The sequence below is a fragment of the Luteimonas sp. 8-5 genome (genome assembly GCF_029763755.1).
Lineage (GTDB): Bacteria > Pseudomonadota > Gammaproteobacteria > Xanthomonadales > Xanthomonadaceae > Cognatiluteimonas.
Genome location: NZ_JARUVM010000020.1, coordinates 39,819 through 60,722, shown reverse-complemented (window position 1 = coordinate 60,722; position 20,904 = coordinate 39,819). Strand labels below are relative to the sequence as shown.

The window sequence follows — 20,904 nt, the reverse complement described above, 5'->3', positions numbered from 1 at the left end:
GACGACGCCAGGCTCGACCACCGCGCAACGGTCGCCGGGGCGGATGTCGAGGATCCTGGCCATGCGTTCGAACGAGACCACGATGCTGCCGTCCGGCGGCACCGTCGCGCCGGTGGTGTTGGTGCCGGCGCCCCGCGCCACCAGGGCGACGCCATGGCTGCGGCAGGCACGCACGAGCGCCTGGACCTGGGAGCGGTCGGCGGGGATCGCGACGGCGCGCGGCACGACCGCCCGGCGCCGGTACTCGTCGGCGTAGGCCTCGAGCCGCGAGCCGTCGCGCACCCATCCGTCGCCGAGCAGGTGCTGCATCTCGCGTTCGAAAGCCGGGTCGAAAGCCATCGTGTCCTCAGTCGTCGGCGCGGAAGGCGTCGCGGATCCAGTTCAGTCGTGGCGCCGCCGGGTCGCCGCTGGCCTCGACCACGTCGAAGCGGCAGTTCATGTCGTGGCAGCGGCTCCTGGCCAGGAACGTTTCGGCCGCGCGCAACAGTTTGCGCCGCTTGCCGGAATCCACCGATGCAGCACCGCCGCCGTAGTCGTCGCCGGCGCGATAACGCACTTCCACGAACACCAGCACTTCGCCATCGCGATCGCGGTCGACCATCACCAGGTCGAGTTCGCCGACGCGGTAGTTGACGTTGCCGGCGAGTATGCGCAGCCCGGCAGCGAGGAGGTGACGGCGCGCAGCCGCCTCCACCAGTGCGCCGCGGGCGCGCCGGTCGATGCCGTCAGCCGCCGGCATCCGGGGTCGGTGCCACGTTGCCGAGCGGCACCGCGATGCTGCCGTTCCAGCTCGACCAGGCCGGCGTGCGGATCACGTTGCCGTCGGCGTCGATGCGCAGCGTGCCGGTGGCGCCGGCGACGTTGGCGTCGGGATTGGTGGCCAGGCGCTCGAGGAACGCCGTCAACAGCCAGGCGTCGTAGCCGAAGGCGAACAGGCGCTGCGCACCGCCGCGCGCGGTCGCCAGCATCGAGGCCGCCGTTGCGGAGGAGGGCAGGCCGCGCACGTATTGCACGCTCCACGCATCGCTCGGGAAGGCGATACCGTCGAGCGCATGATCGGCGGTGTCCGCCGGGCGTGCGCCGGCGAGCGCCGAGGTGCCGATGCGCAGCTTGCCGCCGAGGCCGACGTCGAGCAGCTGGCCAACGACCGGGCCAGCCTGCGAGGGACGCAGGGCCATGAACACGGCATCGACGCCGCCGTCGGTGGTGGCGGCCGTCTGCAGCGCCGTTCCCATCGCGCCCGGAATCGCATCGACCACCAGCTCGACCACCACGGTGCCGCCCAGTTCCTCGAAGCGGCTGCGGAAGGCATTGGCCGCACGGCGCATGCTGTCGTCGCCATCGGCCAGGGAGAGTACGCGCAGGGCGCCTCGCGACACCGCGTATTCGGCCGCGGCCACGCCATCGTCCTCGGGTGCGAGCGCGAAACTGACGTTGCCCGGCGGCGGTGCACGGTTGCCGCGGTTGAGCGCGAGCACCGGGACCGGCAGCGACGTGCGCGCGAACAGCGCGTCGACTTCGTCGCGCCCGAGCGGACCGACCACGAAGTCGGCGCCGGCCGCGGTGGCCTGGTCGTAGGCGGCATCGACACCGCCGGCGGTGTCGTGGAAGACGATTTCCGGACGCTGGCGATTTTCCGCGTAGTAGCCGGCAAGCAGGCCGTCGCGCACCGGCAGCGCGGCGCGGGACAGATCGCCGGTCAGCGGCAACAGCACCGCAAGCTTCAGCGGCGGCCGGTAGCCGTCCGTATCGGCGGGGGGCCGCTTTGCCGCGGACACGCCGAGCTGGGTAGCCAGCGCACTGGGCGTGGCGGGCGCGGGGGCGTCGGCCCGGGGCGCCGTGCGCACCACGGTCGTCGCGCAGCCGGCCAGCATGGCCAGGCAGAGCAGGGGCGCCAACAGCAGGGACGGGATCTTCGGCATTGCGCAGTCGCTCCGGCGGAACCGGTTAGGATTCTACCCGTGCGCGGTATCCCGCGCGGTGGAGTACGAATGTCGGTCAGCATCCTTCACGTGGTCGCCACGCCGATCGGCAACCTGGGCGACCTGTCGCCGCGCGCGCTGGATACGTTGCGATCGGTCGCGGCGATCTGCGCCGAGGACACCCGCCATACCCGCCAGTTGTTGAAGCACCACGGCATCGACACGCCCCTGCTGGCCCTGCACCAGCACAACGAGGACGAGATGGCCGGGCGCCTGGTGGCGCGGATGCAGGCCGGCGAATCGCTGGCGCTGGTATCCGACGCGGGCACGCCCCTGGTCAGCGATCCGGGGTTCCGCCTGGTGCGCGCGGCACGCGCTGCCGGCATCAAGGTCAGTCCGGTACCCGGGCCGTGCGCCTTCGTCGCCGCGCTCAGCGTCGCCGGCCTGCCCAGCGACCGCATCGCCTTCGAGGGATTCCTGCCGGCCAGGGCCGCGGCGCGGCGCGAGCGCCTGGCATTGCTGGCATCGGAGCAGCGCACCCTGGCCTTCTACGAAGCCTCGCACCGGATCGAGGAAACTTTGGCCGACATGCGCGACGTGTTCGGAGCGCAACGGCAAGCGGTGATCGCCCGCGAGCTGACCAAGCTGTTCGAAACCGTGCTCGACGGCACCCTGGCGGAACTGTGCGAACGCGTCGCCGCCGATCCCGACCAGCGCAAGGGCGAATTCGTGGTGCTCGTGCAGGGCGCCGGCGAAGACGCCGACGCCCGCATCGCCGAAGGCCGCCGCCTCTACGCCAAGCTCGGCGAGCACCTCCCGCCGTCCACGGCCGCGAAGCTCGCGGCGGAATTGTCGGGTGCGCCGCGCAAGGCGCTGTACGGGAGCAGTGAAGAGCGGGAATAGGGAATGAGGGGAATGGGGAATGGCAAGAACGGGGCGACGTGGAGCGCCTCGCTCCCTCCATTCCCTATTCCCTTGATTCCCTTCATTCCCAGTAAAAAGAGGCGGAGTCGGCCTGTAAGCCGGGTTCTGTCGTGGACAGTCATTCCTCTAGGCGCAGCGTCACCGCTACGCTCGAGCAGCCTACCCGGACCCGACGCGGGCCACGTCATGAGGTCCCTATTTGGCCTTGCTCCCGGTGGGGTTTGCCGTGCCGGCCTGTTGCCAGGCTCGCGGTGCGCTCTTACCGCACCATTTCACCCTTGCCACGCGCGTCTTGCGACGCCGTTCGGCGGTATCTTTCTGTTGCACTTTCCGTCGGCTCGCGCCGCCCAGGCATTACCTGGCACCGTGCCCTGTGGAGCCCGGACTTTCCTCGGCATTCTTGCGAATGACGCGACTGCCTGGCCGACTCCGCCGGGGCCGATTCTACGCGTCCGCGCGTTGCTGCGGTGCAGCAAGCTGAATACCGCTGCCCGGAACCTGGCGCCGAACCCGGGCTCCGGCTGCCCTTCACGTGACCGTCATCTCAAAATTTGAGACGAAACAGCGGCTTGTGGATAAAGCTTGAACAAGTCTCTCAAGTTCGCTGCAAGTGATTGACGCGCCTAGTGAAATCGTCCGCGCAAAGTTGTTGACAAGGTTCCGGGCCACTCCTAAGGTGGCGACTCGTGGGGAAACCGGGAATTTAGTGGTTTTCCTTGGTCGCATACCCGTGTGAGACGGGGGAATCGGGCAGATGTTCCAGGGCGAGACCGCCATCACCATCGACGACAAGGGCCGGCTGGCGATTCCGACCAGTTACCGGGACCTAGTCGCGCGTGCGTGCGGCAATCGCCTGGTGCTGACCTACAGCCCCTTCGACATGGGTTGCCTCTACCTCTATCCGCAGGATGTCTGGGAGAAGGTACGCGACCAGGTCAACGCATTGCCACGCACGCGCAGCGTCAACCGGCAGATGCAATTCAAGCTGGTCGGCGCGGCCGCGTTCGTGGAGCCCGACGGCAGCGGGCGGATTTCGATTCCTGCGTCGCAGCGCAGCGCGTGCGGACTGGAGAAGCGCGCGGTGCTGCTGGGCATGGGCGACAAGTTCGAACTGTGGAGCGAGCAGGCGCACCACGCACAGATCCGGCAGACGCTCAGCGACGCCGACCTGGGCGACGGCCTGCTCGACCTGCAGCTATGACGGCCGGTGGCCCGGGGGCGACCCGCAGCGGCCACCTTCCGGTGATGTTCGAAGAGGTCCTGGAAGGCCTCGCCGTGAAGGCGGATGGAACGTACCTCGATGGCACGTTCGGGCGCGGTGGACATGCGCGTGGCGTGCTGCAGAGGTTGGGTCCGGGAGGACGACTGCTGCTGATGGACAAGGATCCCGAAGCCATCGCCACCGCCGAGCGCGAGTTCGGTGCGGACGGCCGCGTGGCCGTGTTCCGCGGCAGCTTCGCCGACCTTGCCCACTGGGACGAAACCGCCGGCGGCCTGGATGGCGTGCTGTTCGACCTGGGGGTGTCGTCGCCGCAACTGGACGTGGCCGAGCGCGGCTTCTCGTTCGGCAAGGACGGCCCGCTGGACATGCGCATGGACCCGGACGGCGGCGAAAGCGCCGCGCAGTGGCTGGCGCGCGCCGACGAGAAGGAAATCGCCGACGTGTTGTGGACCCTGGGCGAGGAGCGCATGTCGCGCCGGATCGCCCGCGCCATCGTCGCCGAACGCGAACGCGAGCCGATCGTGCGCACCGCGCAACTGGCGGCGCTGATCGCATCCGTCGTGCCGCGCGGCAAGGAGAAGATCCACCCGGCTACCCGCAGCTTCCAGGCCATCCGCATCCACGTCAACCGCGAACTGGCCGACCTGGAAACCGGGCTGGAGGCCGCGATGCAGCGGCTGAAGGCGGGCGGGCGCCTGGTGGTGATCAGCTTCCACTCGCTCGAAGACCGCATCGCCAAGCAGTTCATCGCCGCGCGGGCGAAGGCCCCGCCGGCCAACCGCCGCATGCCCGAGCCCGAACCGTTCACGCCGACGCTGCGCGCCATCGGCGGCGCACGCAAGGCCGGCGAGGCGGAGCTGGCAGCGAACCCGCGCGCACGCAGTGCCGTGCTGCGCGTGGCCGAACGATTGCAGGTGGCGGCATGAGCACTCGTGTCGTGTTCGTCATTGCGCTGCTGGTCCTGGCCAACGTCGGCAGCGGCGTGGCCGTGGTGTTCGCGCGCCACGAGCACCGCCAGCTCTTCAATGAACTGACCAGGCTCGAGCGTGCGCGCGACGAGCTCAACATCGAGTTCGGGCGCCTGCAGCTGGAGCAGGCCACCTGGGCCGAGAGCAACCGCATCGACCAGGTTGCGCGCACGCGCCTGGGCATGGCGTTCCCCGAGACCCGCGACATCGTGGTGGTGCGTCCATGAGCAGGCCGGGCAACGGCAGGCCCGCCGGCGGCAGGACTTCGGCCAAGCCGGCACGCACGCGTACGCGTGCGCAGTTCAACCTGCGTACCCGCCTGGCGCTGGTCACCGGCGCGCTGGGCCTGTGCTCGCTTGCCCTCGTCGGGCGCGCCGTCGACCTGCAACTGGTCGACAACGACTTCTATCGCCAGCAGGGCGACGCGCGCTTCCTGCGCGAGATCCCGATCCCGACCTCGCGCGGCATGATCACCGACCGCAACGGCGAACCGCTGGCGGTGTCCTCGCCGGTCGAATCGATCTGGGGCAATCCGCAGGAACTGCTCAAGGCGCCAGAACGCCTGCCGCAACTGGCCGAAGCCCTGGGCGTGCCGCTGGACCAGCTGACCCGCAAGCTCGGGCAGCGCAGCGACAAGGAGTTCATGTACCTCAAGCGCCGGATCAACCCGGACGAGGCGAAGACGATCCTGGCCCTGGACATCCCGGGCGTGTCCTCGCAGCGCGAGTTCCGCCGCTTCTACCCGCAGGGCGACGCGCTGGCGCACGTGCTGGGCTTCACCAACATCGACGACCGCGGCCAGGAAGGCATCGAGCTCGCGTTCGACGACTGGCTGCGCGGCACGCCCGGCGCAAAGCGCGTGATCCGCGACCGGCGCGGGCGCATCGTCGAGAACGTCGACCTGGTGCGCGCGGCGCAGCCGGGGCGCGACCTGACCCTGTCGATCGACCGCCGCATCCAGTACCTGACCTATCGCGAACTCAAGCGCGCGATGCTCGAGACCGGCGCGAGCAGCGCGTCGGCCGTGGTGCTCGACATCGCCACCGGCGAAGTGCTGGCGATGGCGAACCTGCCGTCGTACAACCCGAATGCGGTCGACGGCAGCCATCGCGAGGCGCGCCGCAACCGCGCGGTCACCGACGTGGTGGAGCCGGGTTCGACGATGAAGCCGGTCACGATCGCTGCCGGCCTGGTGGCCGGCGTGGTCACGCCCGATACGCTGATCGACACCAACCCGGGCTGGATGCCGAACGGCCGCTACCGCACCACCGACACGCGCAACCACGGCGTGCTGACCGTCACCGGCGTGATCACCAAGAGCTCGAACGTCGGCGCGGCCAAGATCGCGCACATGCTGCCTGACAAGCAGTACTACGACTTCGTGCACAACTTCGGTTTCGGCGAGCGTCCCGGCAGCGGCTTTCCGGGCGAGTCGGCCGGCGTGCTGACGCCACCGGACCGCTGGAGCGGCACCAGCAAGCAGACCATGTCCTACGGCTACGGCCTGTCGGCGACACCGCTGCAGATTGCGGAGGTCTATGCGGCGCTGGCCAACGGCGGGCGCCTGATCGCGCCGACCTTCGTCAAGGGCCAGCGCAACGAGCCGCGGCAGGTGCTGGATCCGGCGATCGCCGAGGAAGTGATGCGCATGATGCAGACCGTGACCGAGCCGGGCGGCACCGCCACCCAGGCCGCGATCCTCGGTTACCACGTCGCCGGCAAGACCGGCACCTCGCGCATGGCCGCCGGTGGCGGCTATTCGCGCAAGTACGTTTCCATCTTCGCCGGCGTGGTGCCGGTGGAGAACCCGCGCTTCTCGATGGCGGTGGTGGTCAGCGAGCCCGACCCGGGCCGTCGCGGCTATTACGGCGGATCGGTGTCCGGCCCGGTGTTCCACGACGTGATGCAGGGCGCGCTGCGGCTGATGGACGTGCCGCCGGACGATATCGAGTCGTGGCTGGCGGTGCAGCGCGGAACAACGGTCCCCAGTGGAGCGCCGCAATGAGCCGCTCCATGCGACTGGCGGAACTCCTTCCGGAGACGGCTGGCGTGCCGTCGGATCTCGTGGTGTCCGGGCTCACCATGGACAGCCGCGAGGTGAAGTCCGGCGATGCGTTCTTCGCGATTGCGGGCTTCGGCACGCACGGCCTGAACTTCTGCGCGCAGGCGCGCGAAGCCGGTGCGGCCGCGATCCTGTTCGAGCCGCCGGCGCCTGATGAGTTGCCCGCACCCGCCGATGCGATTGCCGTGCCGGGGTTGCGCTCGCGCATGGGCGCGATGGCCGACGAGTTCCACGGGCATCCGTCGCGGGCGATGACGATGGTCGGCGTCACCGGCACCAGCGGCAAGACGTCGACCGTGCAGCTGCTGGCCCAGGCGCTGGATCTGCTCGGCACGCGCAGCGGCACGATCGGTACGCTCGGTGTCGGCCTGTACGGCGAGGCGGTGGCCACCGGATTCACCACGCCGCTCGTACTGCAGATGCACGCGCTGCTGGCGCAGTTGCGCGACACGGGCGTGCGCGCGGTGGCCATGGAAGTCAGTTCGCACGCGCTCGACCAGGGACGGGTGGACGCGGTGCACTACGACGTCGCGGTGTTCACCAACCTCACCCGCGACCACCTCGACTACCACGGCGACATGGCCAGCTACGGCGCGGCAAAGGCCCGGCTGTTCAAGCGCGATGGCCTGGGAGCGGCAGTGGTGAACATCGACGATGCCTTCGGCCGCGAACTGCTGGCGGCGCTTCCGGCCGGCGTCCGCGCCATCGGCACCAGCTCGCGCGGCGCGCAGTGCGACGTGCGCGTCGAAAACATCGGCATGGACGGCGAGGGCACCGCCTTCGACCTGGTCCTGGGCGACGAGCGCCGCAGCGTGCGTTCGCCGCTGCTGGGCCGCTTCAACATCGACAACCTGGTCGCGGTCGCCGGCGTGCTGCATGCGCTGGGACGCGATGCGGACGCGATCGCCGGCGTGCTGCCGCGGTTGCAGCCGATCCCCGGACGCATGAACCGCCTCGGCGGGGGCGATCTCCCGCTGGTCGTGATCGACTACTCGCACAAGCCCGATGCGCTGCAGCAGGCACTGGACTCGTTGCGCGGGCACCTGCACGGCCGCCTGACCTGCGTGTTCGGCTGCGGCGGCGACCGCGATCGCGGCAAGCGCCCGCAGATGGCGGCGATCGCCGAAGCGGCGGCCGGCTCGGTCATCGTCACCGACGACAATCCGCGCACGGAAGACGGCGACGCGATCGTCGCCGACATCATGGCCGGCTTCGACGATCCGGCGAAGGTGGTGGTCGAGCGCGACCGCCGCCGCGCGATCGAGCGCGCCATCGCCGCCGCCGGCCCCGGGGACATCGTGCTGGTCGCCGGCAAGGGCCACGAAACCTACCAGGAAGTCGCCGGCGTCAAGCATCCCTTCGACGACAGCGAGGTCGCGCGCGCTGCGCTGGCGCGCAAGGCGGGTGGCGCATGATGCCGCTGCCGCTCGCACGCATCGCGCAATGGACCGGCGGCCGCCTGGCCGGCGAGGAAGTGCTGATCGATGCCGTGGCCACCGATACGCGCACGCTGGACGCCAGCGACGGCCGCGCGGCGCTGTTCATCGCCCTCAAGGGCGAGCGTTTCGACGGGCACGACCATGCCGCAGCCGCCGCCGATGCGGGCGCACGCGCGCTGCTGGTGCAGCGCGAGGTCGACGTGCCGCTGCCGCAGGTGGTCGTGACCGACACCGAGCGCGCGCTGGCGTCGTTCGCTTCGGCGCTGCAGCGCACGCGCGATACCAGGATCGCCGCGATCACAGGCAGCAACGGCAAGACCAGCGTCAAGACGCTGCTGCAGCCGATGCTGGCCGGCGCCTACGCCAGCCCGGGCAACCGCAACAACGAGATCGGCCTGCCGCTGGCGGTGATCGACGCACCGGAAGAGGCGCCGTTCGCCATCTACGAAATGGGCGCGGGCAAGCCGGGCGACATTGCCTACCTGACCGCCGTGGTCCGCCCGGACGTCGCCTTGGTCAACAACATCGCGCCAGCGCACCTGGAGCGCATGGGGACGCTGCTCGGCGTGGCCGACACCAAGGCCGCGATCTACGACGCGCTGCCGCCCGGCGGCGTGGCGGTGATCAATGCCGACGATGCGTTCGCACCGTACTTCGCCGAGCGCGCGCATGGCCGCAGGCTGATCCGCTTCGGGCTGGAGTCCAGCGCCGACGTGGGCGCGCGCGACATCGCTGGCGACGCGTCCGGGTCGCGCTTCACCCTCACCACGCCCGACGGCGACATCGACGTGCAGCTGGCATTGCCGGGCCGCCACAACGTGCGCAACGCGCTGGCTGCCGCCTCGATGGCGCTGGGCCTCGGCGTGTCGCTGCAGGCGATCCGCGACGGCCTGGCCGCCGCGCGGCCGGTGGCGGGGCGCCTGGTGTCGCATCGCCTGGACAGCGGCGCGACGCTGGTCGACGACAGCTACAACGCCAACCCCGGTTCGCTCAACGCGGCGATCGACCTGCTGGCGCAGGGTAGTACCGGCGAACGCGAAGGTTGGCTCGTGCTCGGTGACATGCGCGAGCTGGGCGAGGATGCGCGCGCGCTGCATGCCGAGGCCGGACGCCGCGCCAAGGCCGCGGGCATCGCCCGGCTGTACACGCTGGGCGAACTGAGCGCCGCCGCCGCCGAGGCGTTCGGCGATGGTGCACGGCATTTCGATAGCCACGGAGCGCTGGCCGAGGCCCTCATCGCGGCTTCCGCCGCTCCCACCGTCACGATCCTGGTCAAGGGTTCACGCGGCAGCGCGATGGACCGGATCGTCAAGCTGATGTTGGACAACGCGTCGCTCGAAGGGGAGGGCAACGATGCTGCTTGAATTGACCCGCTGGTTGCAGCAGCTCGAAGGCCTCTTCGGCCTGTTCGGCTACCTCACCTTCCGCGGCATCCTGAGCGCGCTCACCGCGCTCGCCCTGTCGCTGTGGTGGGGCCCGGCGATGATCCGCAAGCTGGCCGAGTTCAAGGGCCAGCCGATCCGCCAGGATGGGCCCAAGACCCACTTCACCAAGGCCGGTACGCCGACCATGGGCGGCGCGCTGATCCTGCTGACGGTGATGGCGTCGGTGCTGCTGTGGGGCGACCTGCGCAACAAGTATGTATGGGTGGTGCTGGCGGTGATGCTCGCCTTCGGCGCGATTGGCTGGTACGACGACTGGATCAAGATCGTCAAGCGCGATCCGAACGGGCTGAAGTCGCGCTGGAAGTACCTGCTGCAGTCGGTGTTCGGCCTGGCGGTCGGCCTGTACCTGTTCTACAGCGCCGACATTCCCGCGGCGACGACCTTCTACATCCCGTTCTTCAAGGCGGTGGCGCTGCCGCTGGTGAGCATCAGCTTCGTGGTGATCGCCTACTTCTGGATCGTCGGCTTCTCCAATGCGGTCAACCTCACCGACGGCCTGGACGGGCTGGCGATCATGCCCACGGTGCTGGTTGCCTGCGCGCTGGGCGTGTTCGCCTACGCCTCCGGCCATGCGCAGTTCGCCGCCTACCTGCAGATCCCGCGCATTCCCGGCGCCGGCGAGCTGGTGATCATCTGCGCGGCCATCGCCGGCGCGGGGTTGGGCTTCCTGTGGTTCAACACTTATCCGGCGATGGTGTTCATGGGCGACATCGGCGCGCTCGCGCTCGGCGCCGTGCTCGGCACCATCGCGGTGATCGTGCGCCAGGAACTGGTGCTGGTGGTGATGGGTGGCGTGTTCGTCATCGAGACCCTGTCGGTGATGATCCAGGTCGCGTCGTTCAAGCTCACCGGCAAGCGCGTGTTCCGGATGGCGCCGATCCACCACCACTTCGAACTCAAGGGCTGGCCGGAGCCGCGGGTGATCGTGCGCTTCTGGATCATCTCGGTGGTGCTCGTGCTGGTCGGCCTGGCCACGTTGAAGGTGCGCTGATGACGGAACTCCACGCCAGGCAAGCGACGCGACTGGACGCCATCGGCGGCCGGTTCGACCCGTGGCTGCTCGGCGTTTCGCTGGCGCTGGCCTGCTTCGGCGTGGTGATGGTCGCCTCCAGTTCGATCGCGATCGGCGAAGGCCTGGGCGTCGGCCCGTTCCATTTCCTGCAGCGTCACCTGGTGTTCCTGGCCGGTGGGGTCGCACTCGCCGCGTGGGCGATGCGCACCGAACTCAAGGCCGTCGAGCAGCAGGGGCAGTGGCTGCTGCTGGCCTGCCTGGTGTTGCTGTTGCTGGTGTTCGTGCCGGGCATCGGCGTCAGCGTCAACGGCGCGCGGCGCTGGCTGAACATGGGCGTGTCGAACTTCCAGGCGGTGGAAGCGGTGAAGGTGCTCTACATCGTCTGGCTGGCCAGTTACCTCAAGCGCTACAGCGAAGACGTCACCGCGACCTGGCCGGCGATGCTCAAGCCGCTGGGCGTGGCCGGGGGGATGGTGGTGCTGCTGTTGTTGCAGCCCGACTTCGGTTCGTCCTCGCTGCTGCTGGCGATCACCGCCGGCATGCTGGTGCTGGGCGGGGTCAACATGCCGCGGCTGTTCGGACCGGTGGTGGTCGCGCTGCCGCTGCTGGCGATCGTGGCGATCGCCGAGCCCTACCGCTACCAGCGCCTGACGACCTTCATGGATCCGTGGGCGGACCCGTTCAACAGCGGCTACCAGCTGACCAACGCGCTGATGGCGGTCGGTCGCGGCGAGTGGTTCGGCGTCGGCCTGGGCGCGTCGATCCAGAAGCTGGCGTACCTGCCGGAAGCGCATACCGACTTCATCCTCGCGGTGATCGCCGAGGAGCTCGGTTTCGTCGGCGTGTGCGCGGTCATCGCCGCATTCGCGCTGCTGGCCGGCCGCGCGTTCTGGATCGGGCTCAAGTGCGTGGAGATGCGGCGCCACTTCGCCGGCTATTGCGCCTTCGGCATCGCGCTGTGGATCGCGCTGCAGAGTTTCGTCTCGATCGGGGTCAACCTGGGCATGCTGCCGACCAAGGGGCTGACCCTGCCGCTGATCTCCTCGGGCGGTTCCAGCGTACTGATGACCTGCGTGGCGATCGGAATCCTGCTGCGGGTGAGCTACGAGCTCGACCGCGCGCAGCGCCAGGTCGCGCGCCTGCGCGGCGAAGCGGCAGCGCCCGCATCGGCGGACACCATGCCGCCGACCGCTCAACCGCCACCGGCGCCGACCACGCGCGGCCGCGGTCGCGGTCGGGTCGAACCCGTGCTGGGCGCGGCTGCCGTCGTCGGCGGCGGCTGGCAGTCGCTGAGGAAGCGGTCATGAACGGACCCGTCCTCATTCTCGCCGGCGGTACCGGCGGCCACATCTTCCCCGGGCTGTCGGTGGCCGCGGCACTGCAGGCGCGCGGCGTGCCCGTGTCCTGGCTGGGCGCCGACGGCGGAATGGAAACCCGGCTGGTGCCGCAGCATGGCATCGCCATCGACACGATCGCGGTCAAGGGCCTGCGCGGCAAGGGCATCGCCACCCTGCTCGCAGCGCCGTTCCGGGTCGCGGCGGCGGTGTTCGCGGCGATGCGCGTGATCGGGGCGCGGCAGCCGCGTGCAGTGGTCAGCTTCGGCGGCTACGCGGCAGGACCGGGCGGGATCGCTGCACGCCTGCGCGGCGTGCCGCTGGTGGTGCACGAGCAGAACCGCGCGGCCGGGATGACCAACCGCGTGCTCGCGCGCTTTGCACGCCGCGTGCTCACCGGATTCCCGCAGACCTTCGGCAACGTCGAGGCCGAGACCGTCGGCAATCCGGTGCGCGACACGATCACCGCGCTGCCGCCGCCGGCGCGACGCTTCCAGATGCGCAACGGCAGCGTGCAGCTGCTGGTGCTGGGCGGCAGCCAGGGCGCGCGCGCGCTCAACACGGCCGTGCCCAGGGCGTTGGCGGCGATCGTCGCGGCGAATACCGAGGCAGACCACGAAGCCCCGCGTTTCCAGGTGCGCCACCAGTGCGGCGAGAAGCTCCGCGAGGAGGCCGAACAGGCCTACGCGCAGGCGGGCATCGAGGCCAGCGTCGAACCCTTCATCGCCGACATGGCGGCGGCCTATGCCGACGCCGACCTGGTCGTATGCCGCGCGGGTGCGCTGACCCTGGCCGAACTCTGCGCCGCGGGCGTCGGCAGCGTGCTGGTGCCGTTCCCGCAGGCCGTGGACGACCACCAGACCCGCAACGCCGAATACCTGGTCGAGCACGGCGCGGCCGAGCTGCTGCCGCAGGGCGAGCACCTGGTCGTGCGCCTGCAGGCCGTACTCGCTTCGTTGCTCGCCGATCCCGCGCAGCGCCTGGCCATGGCCGAGGCCGCGCGCGCGCTTTCGATTCCCGATGCCGCCGAACGCGTCGCCGACGCGGTCCTGGCCGCCGCCGGCTGGAAGGAGGCCGCATGAACGACCTGCGCCGCCTGTTCGCCAGCCGCGACATCGCCCGTACCGGCCTCGACGGCAAGGCCACCCGCGTGCACTTCGTCGGCATCGGCGGTGTCGGCATGAGCGGCATAGCGGAAGTGCTTTGCACCCTGGGCTACGAAGTCTCCGGCTCGGACAACGCCGACAACGCGGTGACCCGCCGCCTCGCTTCGCTGGGCGCGACGATCCACCGCGGCCACGTGGCCGCACACGTGCAGGGCGCCGACTGCGTGGTCGTCTCCAGCGCGATCAAGCGCGACAACCCGGAACTGGCCGAGGCGCACGCGCTCCGCATCCCGGTGGTGCCGCGCGCCGAGATGCTGGCCGAGCTGATGCGCTTCCGCCGCGGGATCGCGGTCGCCGGCACCCACGGCAAGACCACCACCACCTCGCTGCTGGCCAGCGTGCTGGGCGAGGGCGGGCTGGATCCGACTTTCGTCATCGGCGGCAAGCTCCTTGCCGCGGGCGCGAACGCGCGCCTGGGCGGCGGCGACTGGCTGGTGGCCGAAGCCGACGAGAGCGACGGCAGCTTCCTGCGCCTGGATCCGTTGGTGGCCATCGTCACCAACATCGACGCCGATCATCTCGAGAATTACGGCGGCGATTTCGCCCGCGTCCAGGCCGCGTTCGCCGAGTTCCTGCACCGGCTGCCGTTCTACGGTCTGGCGGTGCTGTGCATCGACGACCCCGAAGTCGCCGCGCTGGCCGACGACACTTCGCGCCACGTCATGACCTACGGGTTCTCCGACGGCGCGGACGTGCGTGCCGAGGACGTGCGCCAGGAAGGCGCCTGCATGCGCTACGTGCTGCGCCTGCCCGACGGCAGCCGCACCCGGGTGGAACTGGCGCTGCCGGGCCGCCACAACGTGCTCAATTCGTTGGCCGCGGCCGCGGTGGGCTGGCAGCTGGGCGTGGGCGCGGACGCGATCGCGCGCGCGCTGAAGAAGTTCGAAGGCATCGGCCGCCGCTTCAACCTGCTGGCGCGGCTCACCACGCCGTCCGGCGCGACCGTACAGCTCGTCGACGACTACGGCCACCATCCGAAGGAGCTGGAGGCGGTGTTCGCCGCGGCCCGCGGCGGCTGGCCCGACAAGCGCTTGGTCGTCGCGTTCCAGCCGCACCGCTACACCCGCACCCGCGACCTGTTCGACGACTTCGCCGGCGTACTGTCGAGCGTCGATGCGCTGGTGCTGACCGAGGTCTATCCGGCCGGCGAAGCGCCGATCGCAGGCGCCGATGCGCGTTCGCTCGCTCGCGCCATCCGCACCCGCGGGCGCGTCGATCCGGTGGTGGTCAATGCCGCCGCCGACCTGCCGGAAGTGCTGGCCGACATCCTGCGCGACGACGACCTGCTGCTGGTGATGGGGGCAGGGGACATCGGGCAGCTTGCGCAGCAATTGGCGACGCATGGCTTCGAGGGGGCGAAATGAGCGGGACTCGGGACTCGGGACTCGGGACTCGGTTGCCGCCGCTGCGCGTCACCGACCCGGCCGTGTTCGGGCATGTCGCCGTGCTGATGGGCGGCACCAGCGCCGAGCGCGAGGTGTCGCTGGATTCGGGCCGCAACGTGCTCAACGCGCTGCGCGCGCGCGGCGTGCGCGCCGATGCGGTCGACGGCATTCCCAACCTGGTCCGCGAACTGCAGGCCAGGCACTTCGACCGCGTGTTCAACATCCTGCATGGCAACAAGGGCGGTGGCGAGGACGGCACCCTGCAGGGCCTGCTGGAAGCGCTGGGCGTGCCTTACACCGGCTCCGGCGTGCTCGGCAGCGCGCTGTCGATGGACAAGATCCGCAGCAAGCAGGTGTGGTTGTCGCTGGGCCTGCCGACGCCGCGCTACGTGCGCCTGGCGCGCGGCGGCGACGTGCACGCCGCGGCACGCGAGCTCGGCCTGCCGGTGATCGTCAAGCCTGCGAGCGAAGGTTCGAGCGTCGGCGTCAGCCGCGTCTACGACGAGGCCGGCCTGGACGAGGCGGTCGCGCTTGCCGCCGCCTATCCAGGCGAACTGCTGGTCGAACAGCTGATCGAAGGCGACGAGCGCGGCGGCGGCGAGTACACCATCGGCGTGCTCGACGGCATCGCCCTGGCCACGATCCACATCGTGCCCAAGGGCACCTGGTACGACTACAACGCCAAGTACCTGGCCGACGACACCCAGTACATCTGCCCCGGCCTGGACGAAGCCGGCGAGCTCGAGGCGCAGCAGATGGCCGAGCGTGCCTACGCCGCGCTCGACCTGCGCGGCTGGGCCCGCGTCGACTTCATGCGCGACGGCGACGGCCGCAACTGGCTGCTGGAAGCCAATACCGCGCCGGGCATGACCAGCCATTCGCTGATGCCCAAGTCCGCGGCCGCGTTCGGCGTGTCCTTCGAGGAACTGTGCTGGCGCATCCTCGAGCAGACCGTGGAGCGTGCGCCATGAACGGCATCGTCAGGGGCGTGCTCGACAGCACCGCGCTGCGCGTGGCGGTGTGGACGCTGGCGCTGGTGCTGGTCGCGCTGCCGGTAGTGGCCGTGGTCAACGGCTGGATCGGTGCCGAGCGCTGGCCGCTGCGCACCCTGCGCGTCAACGGACAGCTGCAGCGGGTCGACGCCGCGGAACTGCGCCGCGTGCTCCTGCCGTATGCGCAGCGCGGCTTCTTCGCGGTGCGCCTGGACGACGCCCAGGTGGCCGTCACCGACCTGGCCTGGGTCGAGCACGCCGAGGTGCGCAAGCGCTGGCCCGACGTGCTAGAGGTCACGGTGGTCGAACACCGTCCGTTCGCGCGCTGGGGCGCCGATCGAGTCTTGTCCGAGGAAGGCAAGTTGTTCCCGGTCGAGGGCATCGATGTGCCGAAGTCGTTGCCGCAGCTCGATGGCCCGGCAGGCCAGGAGAACGCGGTGATGGCGCTGTACGGCGAGTCGCGCGAGCTGTTCGCACCTGCCGGCATCGACGTGCGCGCGATGTCGCTGGACCGCCGCGGCAGCTGGCGCCTGCAACTCGACGACGGCATCGAGGTGGTGGTCGGCAGCCGCGAGGCGCGCCTGCGCATGGCCCGTTTCGCCCGGCTGCTGCCGCGGCTGCTCGCGCAGCGCCGCGACGAGGCGCTGCTGCGCGCCGACCTCCGCTACACCAATGGATTCGCGCTTACCTGGGGAGACCCCGCACAGTCATGAACCGCAAAGGCGACAAGGCACTCATCGTCGGCCTCGACATCGGCACCTCCAAGGTGGTGGCGCTGGTGGGCGAGTACTCGCCGGGCAACCCGATCGAGGTCATCGGCATCGGCTCGCACGAATCGCGCGGGCTCAAGCGCGGCGTCGTCGTCGACATCGAGTCGACGGTGCAGTCGATCCAGCGCGCCGTGGAGGAAGCCGAACTGATGGCCGGCTGCGAGATCAGCTCGGTCTACGCGTCGATCTCCGGCAACCACGTGCAGTGCCGCAACTCGCCGGGCATCGTCCCGATCCGCGACGGCGAGGTTACGTGGGCCGACCTGGACCGGGTGCTCGAGGCGGCCAAGGCCGTGGCGATCCCGGCCGACCAGAAGATCCTGCACGCGATCCCGCGCGAGTACGTGCTCGACGACTCACAGGAAGGCATCCGCAACCCCGTCGGCATGACCGGCGTGCGCCTGGAAGTGCACGCGCACCTGGTGGTGTGCGCGCAGTCGGCCGCGGCCAACATCAGCAAGTGCGTGCAGCGCTGCGCCTTGCAGGTTGACGACCTGATCCTGTCGTCGCTGGCCTCGGCTACGGCCGTGCTCACCGCCGACGAACGCGAGCTGGGCGTGGTCCTGGTCGACATCGGCGCGGGCACGACCGACCTGGCGGTGTTCGTGCAGGGCGCGATCAGCCATACCGCATCGCTGCCGATCGCCGGCGACCACGTCACCAACGACATCGCGCACATGCTGCGCACGCCCACGCCCGAGGCCGAGCAGATCAAGGTGCGTTATGCCTGCGCGCTGGCGCAGCTGGCCACGGCCGAGGAATCGATCCAGGTGCCCAGCGTCGGCGACCGCCCGCCGCGGCGCCTGCCGCGGCATGCGCTCGCCCAGGCCGTGCAGGGCCGCTACGAGGAAATCTTCGAGATGGTGCAGGCCGAGCTGCGCCGGTCCGGCTTCGAGGAACTGGTGCGCGCCGGCATGGTGCTCACCGGCGGCGCCTCGAAGATGGAAGGCGTGGTCGAACTGGCCGAGGAGATGTTGCAGATGCCGGTGCGCGTGGGCGTGCCGCAGCACGTCACCGGCCTGGGCGAAGTGGTCAACAACCCCGTCCACGCCACCGGCGTGGGGCTGCTGCTGATGGGCAGCCAGATCGAGAACCCCCGGCGGCCGGTCCTGCGCGCCGGTCGCGCCGGGAGTTTTCTCTCGAAGCTGAAGAATTGGTACCGGGGGGAGTTCTGATGAAGACGCAGAAGCGGGAATGGGGAATAGGGAATGGGGAATGGGTCGTGCGAGGCGCACGAAGGAAACGACGATGACGAAAATTTCAGTGAAAGCCCCGATCCGGGACGAAGCAATGGGTAGCGAGGACCCAACCATTCCCCTCATTCCCCATTCCCCACTCCCGCTCGTCAAAGCACCACATAACTAAAAAACCCCGATAAAAGAGGACAAAGTCATGGCACATTTCGAGCTGGTTGAAAAAATGGCCCCGAACGCGGTCATCAAGGTGGTCGGCGTGGGCGGCGGTGGCGGCAATGCCGTGGCGCACATGGTCAGCAGCAGCGTCGACGGGGTGGAGTTCATCACCGCCAACACCGACGCGCAGGCGATCAAGAACTGCGGCGCCAAGCTGCAGCTGCAGCTCGGCGGCAACGTCACCAAGGGCCTGGGCGCGGGTGCGAACCCGGAAGTCGGCCGCCAGGCCGCGCTCGAGGACCGCGAGAAGATCATGGATGCGCTGCAGGGCGCCGACATGGTGTTCATCACCGCCGGCATGGGCGGCGGCACCGGTACCGGCGCGGCGCCGGTGGTGGCGCAGCTGGCCAAGGAGATGGGCATTCTCACGGTGGCCGTGGTCACCAAGCCGTTCCCGTTCGAAGGCCGCCGGCGCATGCAGGTCGCGCTCAAGGGCATCGACGAGCTGAGCCAGCACTGCGATTCGCTGATCACGATCCCGAACGAGAAGCTGATCACCGTGCTGGGCCGCAACGCGACCATGATCCAGGCGTTCCGCGCGGCCAACGACGTGCTGCTCGGCGCCGTGCAGGGCATCGCCGACCTGATCGTGCGCCCGGGCCTGATCAACGTCGACTTCGCCGACGTGCGCACAGTGATGAGCGAGATGGGCCTGGCGATGATGGGTACCGGCCACGCACGCGGCGACGACCGCGCGCAGGCCGCCGCCGAGTCGGCGATCCAGAACCCGCTGCTCGACGACGTCAACCTGGCCGGCGCCAACGGCATCCTGGTCAACATCACCGCGGGCCCGGACTTCACCATGGCCGAGTTCGACGAGGTCGGCCGCACGGTGGAGAACTTCGCCAGCGAGGATGCGACCGTGGTCATCGGCACCGTGCTCGACCCGGACATGCAGGACGACGTCCGCGTCACCGTGGTCGCCACCGGCCTCAACCGCGCGGTCGCGCGGCAGACGGTACGCGCCGACGACCGCGATTACGGCCGCGAGACCGGCCGTCGCCCGCAGGTGCAGCTGATCCACAACCAGGGCAAGCGCGACGGCACCACCGGGATGCTGATCGACGAGGTCGCCGATCCGTATACCCCGGGCAACGGCATCGCCTCGGCCCTGCGTGGCCGCAGCGGCTCCGCCGCCGGTGCCGCCAGCGAGGCCGCGACCCCGCCGGTGGCCGACTTCGGCGGCGACAGCAGCTACCTGGACATCCCGGCGTTCCTCCGCCGCCAGGCCGACTGAGCACCAAAAAAGGGGACGGAGGTAATTAAATGCCTCCGTCCCCTTCGCGTCGGATGTGAACCGCGGGGCATTTAATTACCTCCGTCCCCTTTTTGGTTTCTTCTGTTCAGGTTCAGGCTTCCGAGGAGTAAACTCCGCGTCCTGATGCTTCCCCAGCGCACCCTCAAGAATGTCATCCGCGCCACCGGCGTCGGCCTGCACAGCGGCGAGAAGGTCTACCTGACCCTGCGCCCGGCTGCCGCCGACACCGGCATCGTGTTCCGCAGGGTGGACCTGGATCCGGCGGTGGACATCAAGGCGGACGCCGAGCTGGTCACCGAGACCATGCTCTGCACCGGCCTGTCGGTCGGCGAGGCCAGGGTGATGACCATCGAGCACCTGATGTCGGCCTTCGCCGGCCTGGGTATCGACAACGCCTATGTCGAGCTGTCCGCGGCCGAGGTACCGATCATGGACGGCTCGGCCGGTCCGTTCGTGTTCCTGCTGCAGTCGGCGGGCCTGGTCGACCAGGCCGCGCCCAAGCGCTTCATCCGCATCAAGCATCCGGTCGAGGTCCGCGACGGCGACAAGGTCGCCCGGTTCGTGCCCCACGACGGCTTCAAGCTCGACTTCACCGTCGAGTTCAACCACCCGGCCATCCCGACCGCGCAGTCGCGGGCGGTGGTCGAGTTCTCGGCCGAGACCTACATCAGGGAAGTCAGCCGCGCCCGCACCTTCGGCTTCATGCGCGACCTGGAGTTCATGCGCGAGCGGAACCTGGGCCTGGGCGGCTCGATGGACAACGCCATCGTCCTTGACGAATTCCGGGTGCTCAACGACGACGGCCTGCGCTACGCCGACGAATTCGTGCGCCACAAGATCCTCGACGCGGTGGGCGACCTGTACCTGGCCGGCCACCCGATCATCGGCGCCTACGAGGCGCACAAGTCGGGCCACGCCCTGAACAACAAGCTGGTCCGCGCCCTGCTGTCCGAGCAGTCCGCCTGGGAAGAGGTGACCTTCGAGGATCCGGCCCAGGCCCCGGCTTCCTATGTAGGCGCGGCCGCAGCCGCAACCTGAGACGCCCGTCACACTCCGGCGCACTGTCGCCGCGTCCGACCTGCTGCGATTCATTTCGCTAACGATTTCTTAACGAAATCGCGGGCTTGCTTAACTTTTCACGTCCCCTTGACCCGTTAGGATTGCCCGTCGCCGGCCGGACCCTCCTCCAGGGACGCCAGTGCGGCAGCCAGGGCTTCGCGCGTGGCTGCCGACAGCGGGATGGGGCGGCGAGGGGCCGGAGGATCCGGCCACAGCGGCGAAGTCGCGGTCTTGACCACGACCTCGTCGCATTGCAGCCCCACGACACGGGCTGCGTCGAGGAGCTCGGCCGAAGCGAGGCGCAGGCGCGCCCGCCAGACCGGCGAATCGACGAGGAATACCAGCCTGGCGCCTTCCACGTTCGCGAACCTCGCGTGCGCGGCGACGGAAGGAGGCAGGTGGGGACGCAGCCGCTGTTCCAGGGCGTCGAGCCAGAGGGCCCGGCGCAAGGGATCGGCGGTACTGCCGGCAAAGAGCGCATCGAGGGCTTTTTGCGGGCCAGCAGGGCGCGTGGAGCGCTCGGACTTGGACATC

Annotated in this window: 18 protein-coding genes, 1 other RNA gene and 2 pseudogenes; 16 read left to right on the top strand and 5 right to left on the bottom strand. The window is 69.7% G+C overall.

The window, feature by feature from the left end; all coding sequences use genetic code 11:
- From QAA18_RS03835 to QAA18_RS03825, 3 genes are all read right to left on the bottom strand, one after another.
- On the bottom strand, positions 1 to 339 hold a 339-nt coding region (locus QAA18_RS03835), incomplete at its 3' end, for an FAD-binding protein (RefSeq protein WP_279411121.1).
- A gap of 7 nt (positions 340 to 346) precedes the next feature.
- Positions 347 to 739: a YraN family protein gene (locus QAA18_RS03830; protein WP_279411120.1), complete on the bottom strand. Its 393-nt coding sequence runs from the start codon at positions 737 to 739 to the stop codon at positions 347 to 349.
- Complete coding sequence (locus QAA18_RS03825; protein WP_279411118.1) at positions 726 to 1,922, bottom strand: penicillin-binding protein activator; 1,197 nt, start codon at positions 1,920 to 1,922, stop codon at positions 726 to 728. Before QAA18_RS03825 ends, QAA18_RS03830 begins: the two co-directional genes overlap by 14 nt.
- Before the next feature lie 69 nt (positions 1,923 to 1,991).
- Between QAA18_RS03825 and rsmI the strand changes: the two genes are divergently transcribed.
- Positions 1,992 to 2,825 (top strand): 16S rRNA (cytidine(1402)-2'-O)-methyltransferase, encoded by an 834-nt coding sequence (rsmI, locus tag QAA18_RS03820; RefSeq protein ID WP_279411116.1) that lies wholly within the window; start codon positions 1,992 to 1,994, stop codon positions 2,823 to 2,825.
- Between the two features lie 99 nt (positions 2,826 to 2,924).
- Here rsmI and rnpB read toward each other — a convergent pair.
- An RNA gene (gene rnpB / locus QAA18_RS03815) (RNase P RNA component class A) lies at positions 2,925 to 3,277 on the bottom strand.
- 314 nt (positions 3,278 to 3,591) lie between these two features.
- Between rnpB and mraZ the strand changes: the two genes are divergently transcribed.
- From mraZ to lpxC, 15 genes and pseudogenes are all read left to right on the top strand, one after another.
- Positions 3,592 to 4,047, top strand: coding sequence for a division/cell wall cluster transcriptional repressor MraZ (mraZ, locus tag QAA18_RS03810; RefSeq protein WP_279411127.1), 456 nt, complete (start codon positions 3,592 to 3,594; stop codon positions 4,045 to 4,047).
- The gene (gene rsmH / locus QAA18_RS03805) at positions 4,044 to 4,994 is read left to right on the top strand and encodes a 16S rRNA (cytosine(1402)-N(4))-methyltransferase RsmH (RefSeq protein ID WP_279411114.1); all 951 of its coding nucleotides are present in this window, start codon (positions 4,044 to 4,046) and stop codon (positions 4,992 to 4,994) included. The genes mraZ and rsmH overlap by 4 nt, the downstream gene beginning before the upstream one ends.
- Complete coding sequence (ftsL, locus tag QAA18_RS03800; RefSeq protein WP_279411113.1) at positions 4,991 to 5,263, top strand: cell division protein FtsL; 273 nt, start codon at positions 4,991 to 4,993, stop codon at positions 5,261 to 5,263. The genes rsmH and ftsL overlap by 4 nt, the downstream gene beginning before the upstream one ends.
- A pseudogene (locus QAA18_RS03795) lies at positions 5,260 to 7,005 on the top strand (penicillin-binding protein 2); the annotation flags it as partial. The gene ftsL and the pseudogene QAA18_RS03795, both read left to right, overlap by 4 nt.
- Positions 7,006 to 7,037: 32 nt before the next feature.
- A complete protein-coding gene (locus QAA18_RS03790; protein ID WP_279411111.1) occupies positions 7,038 to 8,513 on the top strand; it encodes a UDP-N-acetylmuramoyl-L-alanyl-D-glutamate--2,6-diaminopimelate ligase in 1,476 nt (491 codons plus the stop codon).
- Positions 8,510 to 9,901, top strand: coding sequence for a UDP-N-acetylmuramoyl-tripeptide--D-alanyl-D-alanine ligase (gene murF / locus QAA18_RS03785; RefSeq protein WP_279411110.1), 1,392 nt, complete (start codon positions 8,510 to 8,512; stop codon positions 9,899 to 9,901). Before QAA18_RS03790 ends, murF begins: the two co-directional genes overlap by 4 nt.
- On the top strand, positions 9,891 to 10,973 hold the full coding sequence (gene mraY / locus QAA18_RS03780) for a phospho-N-acetylmuramoyl-pentapeptide-transferase (protein ID WP_279411108.1): 1,083 nt from the start codon (positions 9,891 to 9,893) through the stop codon (positions 10,971 to 10,973). Before murF ends, mraY begins: the two co-directional genes overlap by 11 nt.
- A complete protein-coding gene (gene ftsW, locus QAA18_RS03775) occupies positions 10,973 to 12,301 on the top strand; it encodes a putative lipid II flippase FtsW (protein ID WP_279411107.1) in 1,329 nt (442 codons plus the stop codon). Before mraY ends, ftsW begins: the two co-directional genes overlap by 1 nt.
- A pseudogene (murG, locus tag QAA18_RS03770) lies at positions 12,298 to 13,404 on the top strand (undecaprenyldiphospho-muramoylpentapeptide beta-N-acetylglucosaminyltransferase); the annotation flags it as partial. The gene ftsW and the pseudogene murG, both read left to right, overlap by 4 nt.
- Before the next feature lie 2 nt (positions 13,405 to 13,406).
- Positions 13,407 to 14,858: a UDP-N-acetylmuramate--L-alanine ligase gene (gene murC, locus QAA18_RS03765; RefSeq protein WP_279411105.1), complete on the top strand. Its 1,452-nt coding sequence runs from the start codon at positions 13,407 to 13,409 to the stop codon at positions 14,856 to 14,858.
- Positions 14,855 to 15,850, top strand: a complete 996-nt coding sequence (locus QAA18_RS03760; protein WP_279411104.1) for a D-alanine--D-alanine ligase — start codon at positions 14,855 to 14,857, stop codon at positions 15,848 to 15,850. The genes murC and QAA18_RS03760 overlap by 4 nt, the downstream gene beginning before the upstream one ends.
- A complete protein-coding gene (locus QAA18_RS03755; protein WP_279411102.1) occupies positions 15,847 to 16,584 on the top strand; it encodes a cell division protein FtsQ/DivIB in 738 nt (245 codons plus the stop codon). Before QAA18_RS03760 ends, QAA18_RS03755 begins: the two co-directional genes overlap by 4 nt.
- A complete protein-coding gene (gene ftsA / locus QAA18_RS03750; RefSeq protein ID WP_279411100.1) occupies positions 16,581 to 17,816 on the top strand; it encodes a cell division protein FtsA in 1,236 nt (411 codons plus the stop codon). Before QAA18_RS03755 ends, ftsA begins: the two co-directional genes overlap by 4 nt.
- Positions 17,817 to 18,033: 217 nt before the next feature.
- Positions 18,034 to 19,290 carry a cell division protein FtsZ gene (ftsZ, locus tag QAA18_RS03745; RefSeq protein ID WP_279411099.1) on the top strand — a complete coding sequence of 419 codons (1,257 nt, stop codon included), beginning with the start codon at positions 18,034 to 18,036 and terminating at the stop codon, positions 19,288 to 19,290.
- A gap of 144 nt (positions 19,291 to 19,434) precedes the next feature.
- Complete coding sequence (gene lpxC, locus QAA18_RS03740; protein WP_279411097.1) at positions 19,435 to 20,349, top strand: UDP-3-O-acyl-N-acetylglucosamine deacetylase; 915 nt, start codon at positions 19,435 to 19,437, stop codon at positions 20,347 to 20,349.
- 116 nt (positions 20,350 to 20,465) lie between these two features.
- On the opposite strand, the gene QAA18_RS03735 is transcribed toward lpxC, so the two are convergent.
- Positions 20,466 to 20,903: a DUF721 domain-containing protein gene (locus tag QAA18_RS03735; protein WP_279411096.1), complete on the bottom strand. Its 438-nt coding sequence runs from the start codon at positions 20,901 to 20,903 to the stop codon at positions 20,466 to 20,468.
- Position 20,904: the final 1 nt, after the last annotated feature.

Excerpts from the sequence above, each read along its gene's own strand:
- QAA18_RS03830 (WP_279411120.1), bottom strand. The coding sequence starts at position 739 with ATGCCGGCGGCTGACGGCATCGACCGGCGCGCCCGCGGCGCACTGGTG.
- QAA18_RS03825 (WP_279411118.1), bottom strand. The coding sequence starts at position 1,922 with ATGCCGAAGATCCCGTCCCTGCTGTTGGCGCCCCTGCTCTGCCTGGCC.
- rsmI (WP_279411116.1), top strand. The coding sequence starts at position 1,992 with ATGTCGGTCAGCATCCTTCACGTGGTCGCCACGCCGATCGGCAACCTG.
- rsmH (WP_279411114.1), top strand. The coding sequence starts at position 4,044 with ATGACGGCCGGTGGCCCGGGGGCGACCCGCAGCGGCCACCTTCCGGTG.
- ftsL (WP_279411113.1), top strand. The coding sequence starts at position 4,991 with ATGAGCACTCGTGTCGTGTTCGTCATTGCGCTGCTGGTCCTGGCCAAC.
- QAA18_RS03790 (WP_279411111.1), top strand. The coding sequence starts at position 7,038 with ATGAGCCGCTCCATGCGACTGGCGGAACTCCTTCCGGAGACGGCTGGC.
- murF (WP_279411110.1), top strand. The coding sequence starts at position 8,510 with ATGATGCCGCTGCCGCTCGCACGCATCGCGCAATGGACCGGCGGCCGC.
- mraY (WP_279411108.1), top strand. The coding sequence starts at position 9,891 with ATGCTGCTTGAATTGACCCGCTGGTTGCAGCAGCTCGAAGGCCTCTTC.
- ftsW (WP_279411107.1), top strand. The coding sequence starts at position 10,973 with ATGACGGAACTCCACGCCAGGCAAGCGACGCGACTGGACGCCATCGGC.
- murC (WP_279411105.1), top strand. The coding sequence starts at position 13,407 with ATGAACGACCTGCGCCGCCTGTTCGCCAGCCGCGACATCGCCCGTACC.
- QAA18_RS03760 (WP_279411104.1), top strand. The coding sequence starts at position 14,855 with ATGAGCGGGACTCGGGACTCGGGACTCGGGACTCGGTTGCCGCCGCTG.
- QAA18_RS03755 (WP_279411102.1), top strand. The coding sequence starts at position 15,847 with ATGAACGGCATCGTCAGGGGCGTGCTCGACAGCACCGCGCTGCGCGTG.
- ftsA (WP_279411100.1), top strand. The coding sequence starts at position 16,581 with ATGAACCGCAAAGGCGACAAGGCACTCATCGTCGGCCTCGACATCGGC.
- ftsZ (WP_279411099.1), top strand. The coding sequence starts at position 18,034 with ATGGCACATTTCGAGCTGGTTGAAAAAATGGCCCCGAACGCGGTCATC.
- lpxC (WP_279411097.1), top strand. The coding sequence starts at position 19,435 with ATGCTTCCCCAGCGCACCCTCAAGAATGTCATCCGCGCCACCGGCGTC.
- QAA18_RS03735 (WP_279411096.1), bottom strand. The coding sequence starts at position 20,903 with ATGTCCAAGTCCGAGCGCTCCACGCGCCCTGCTGGCCCGCAAAAAGCC.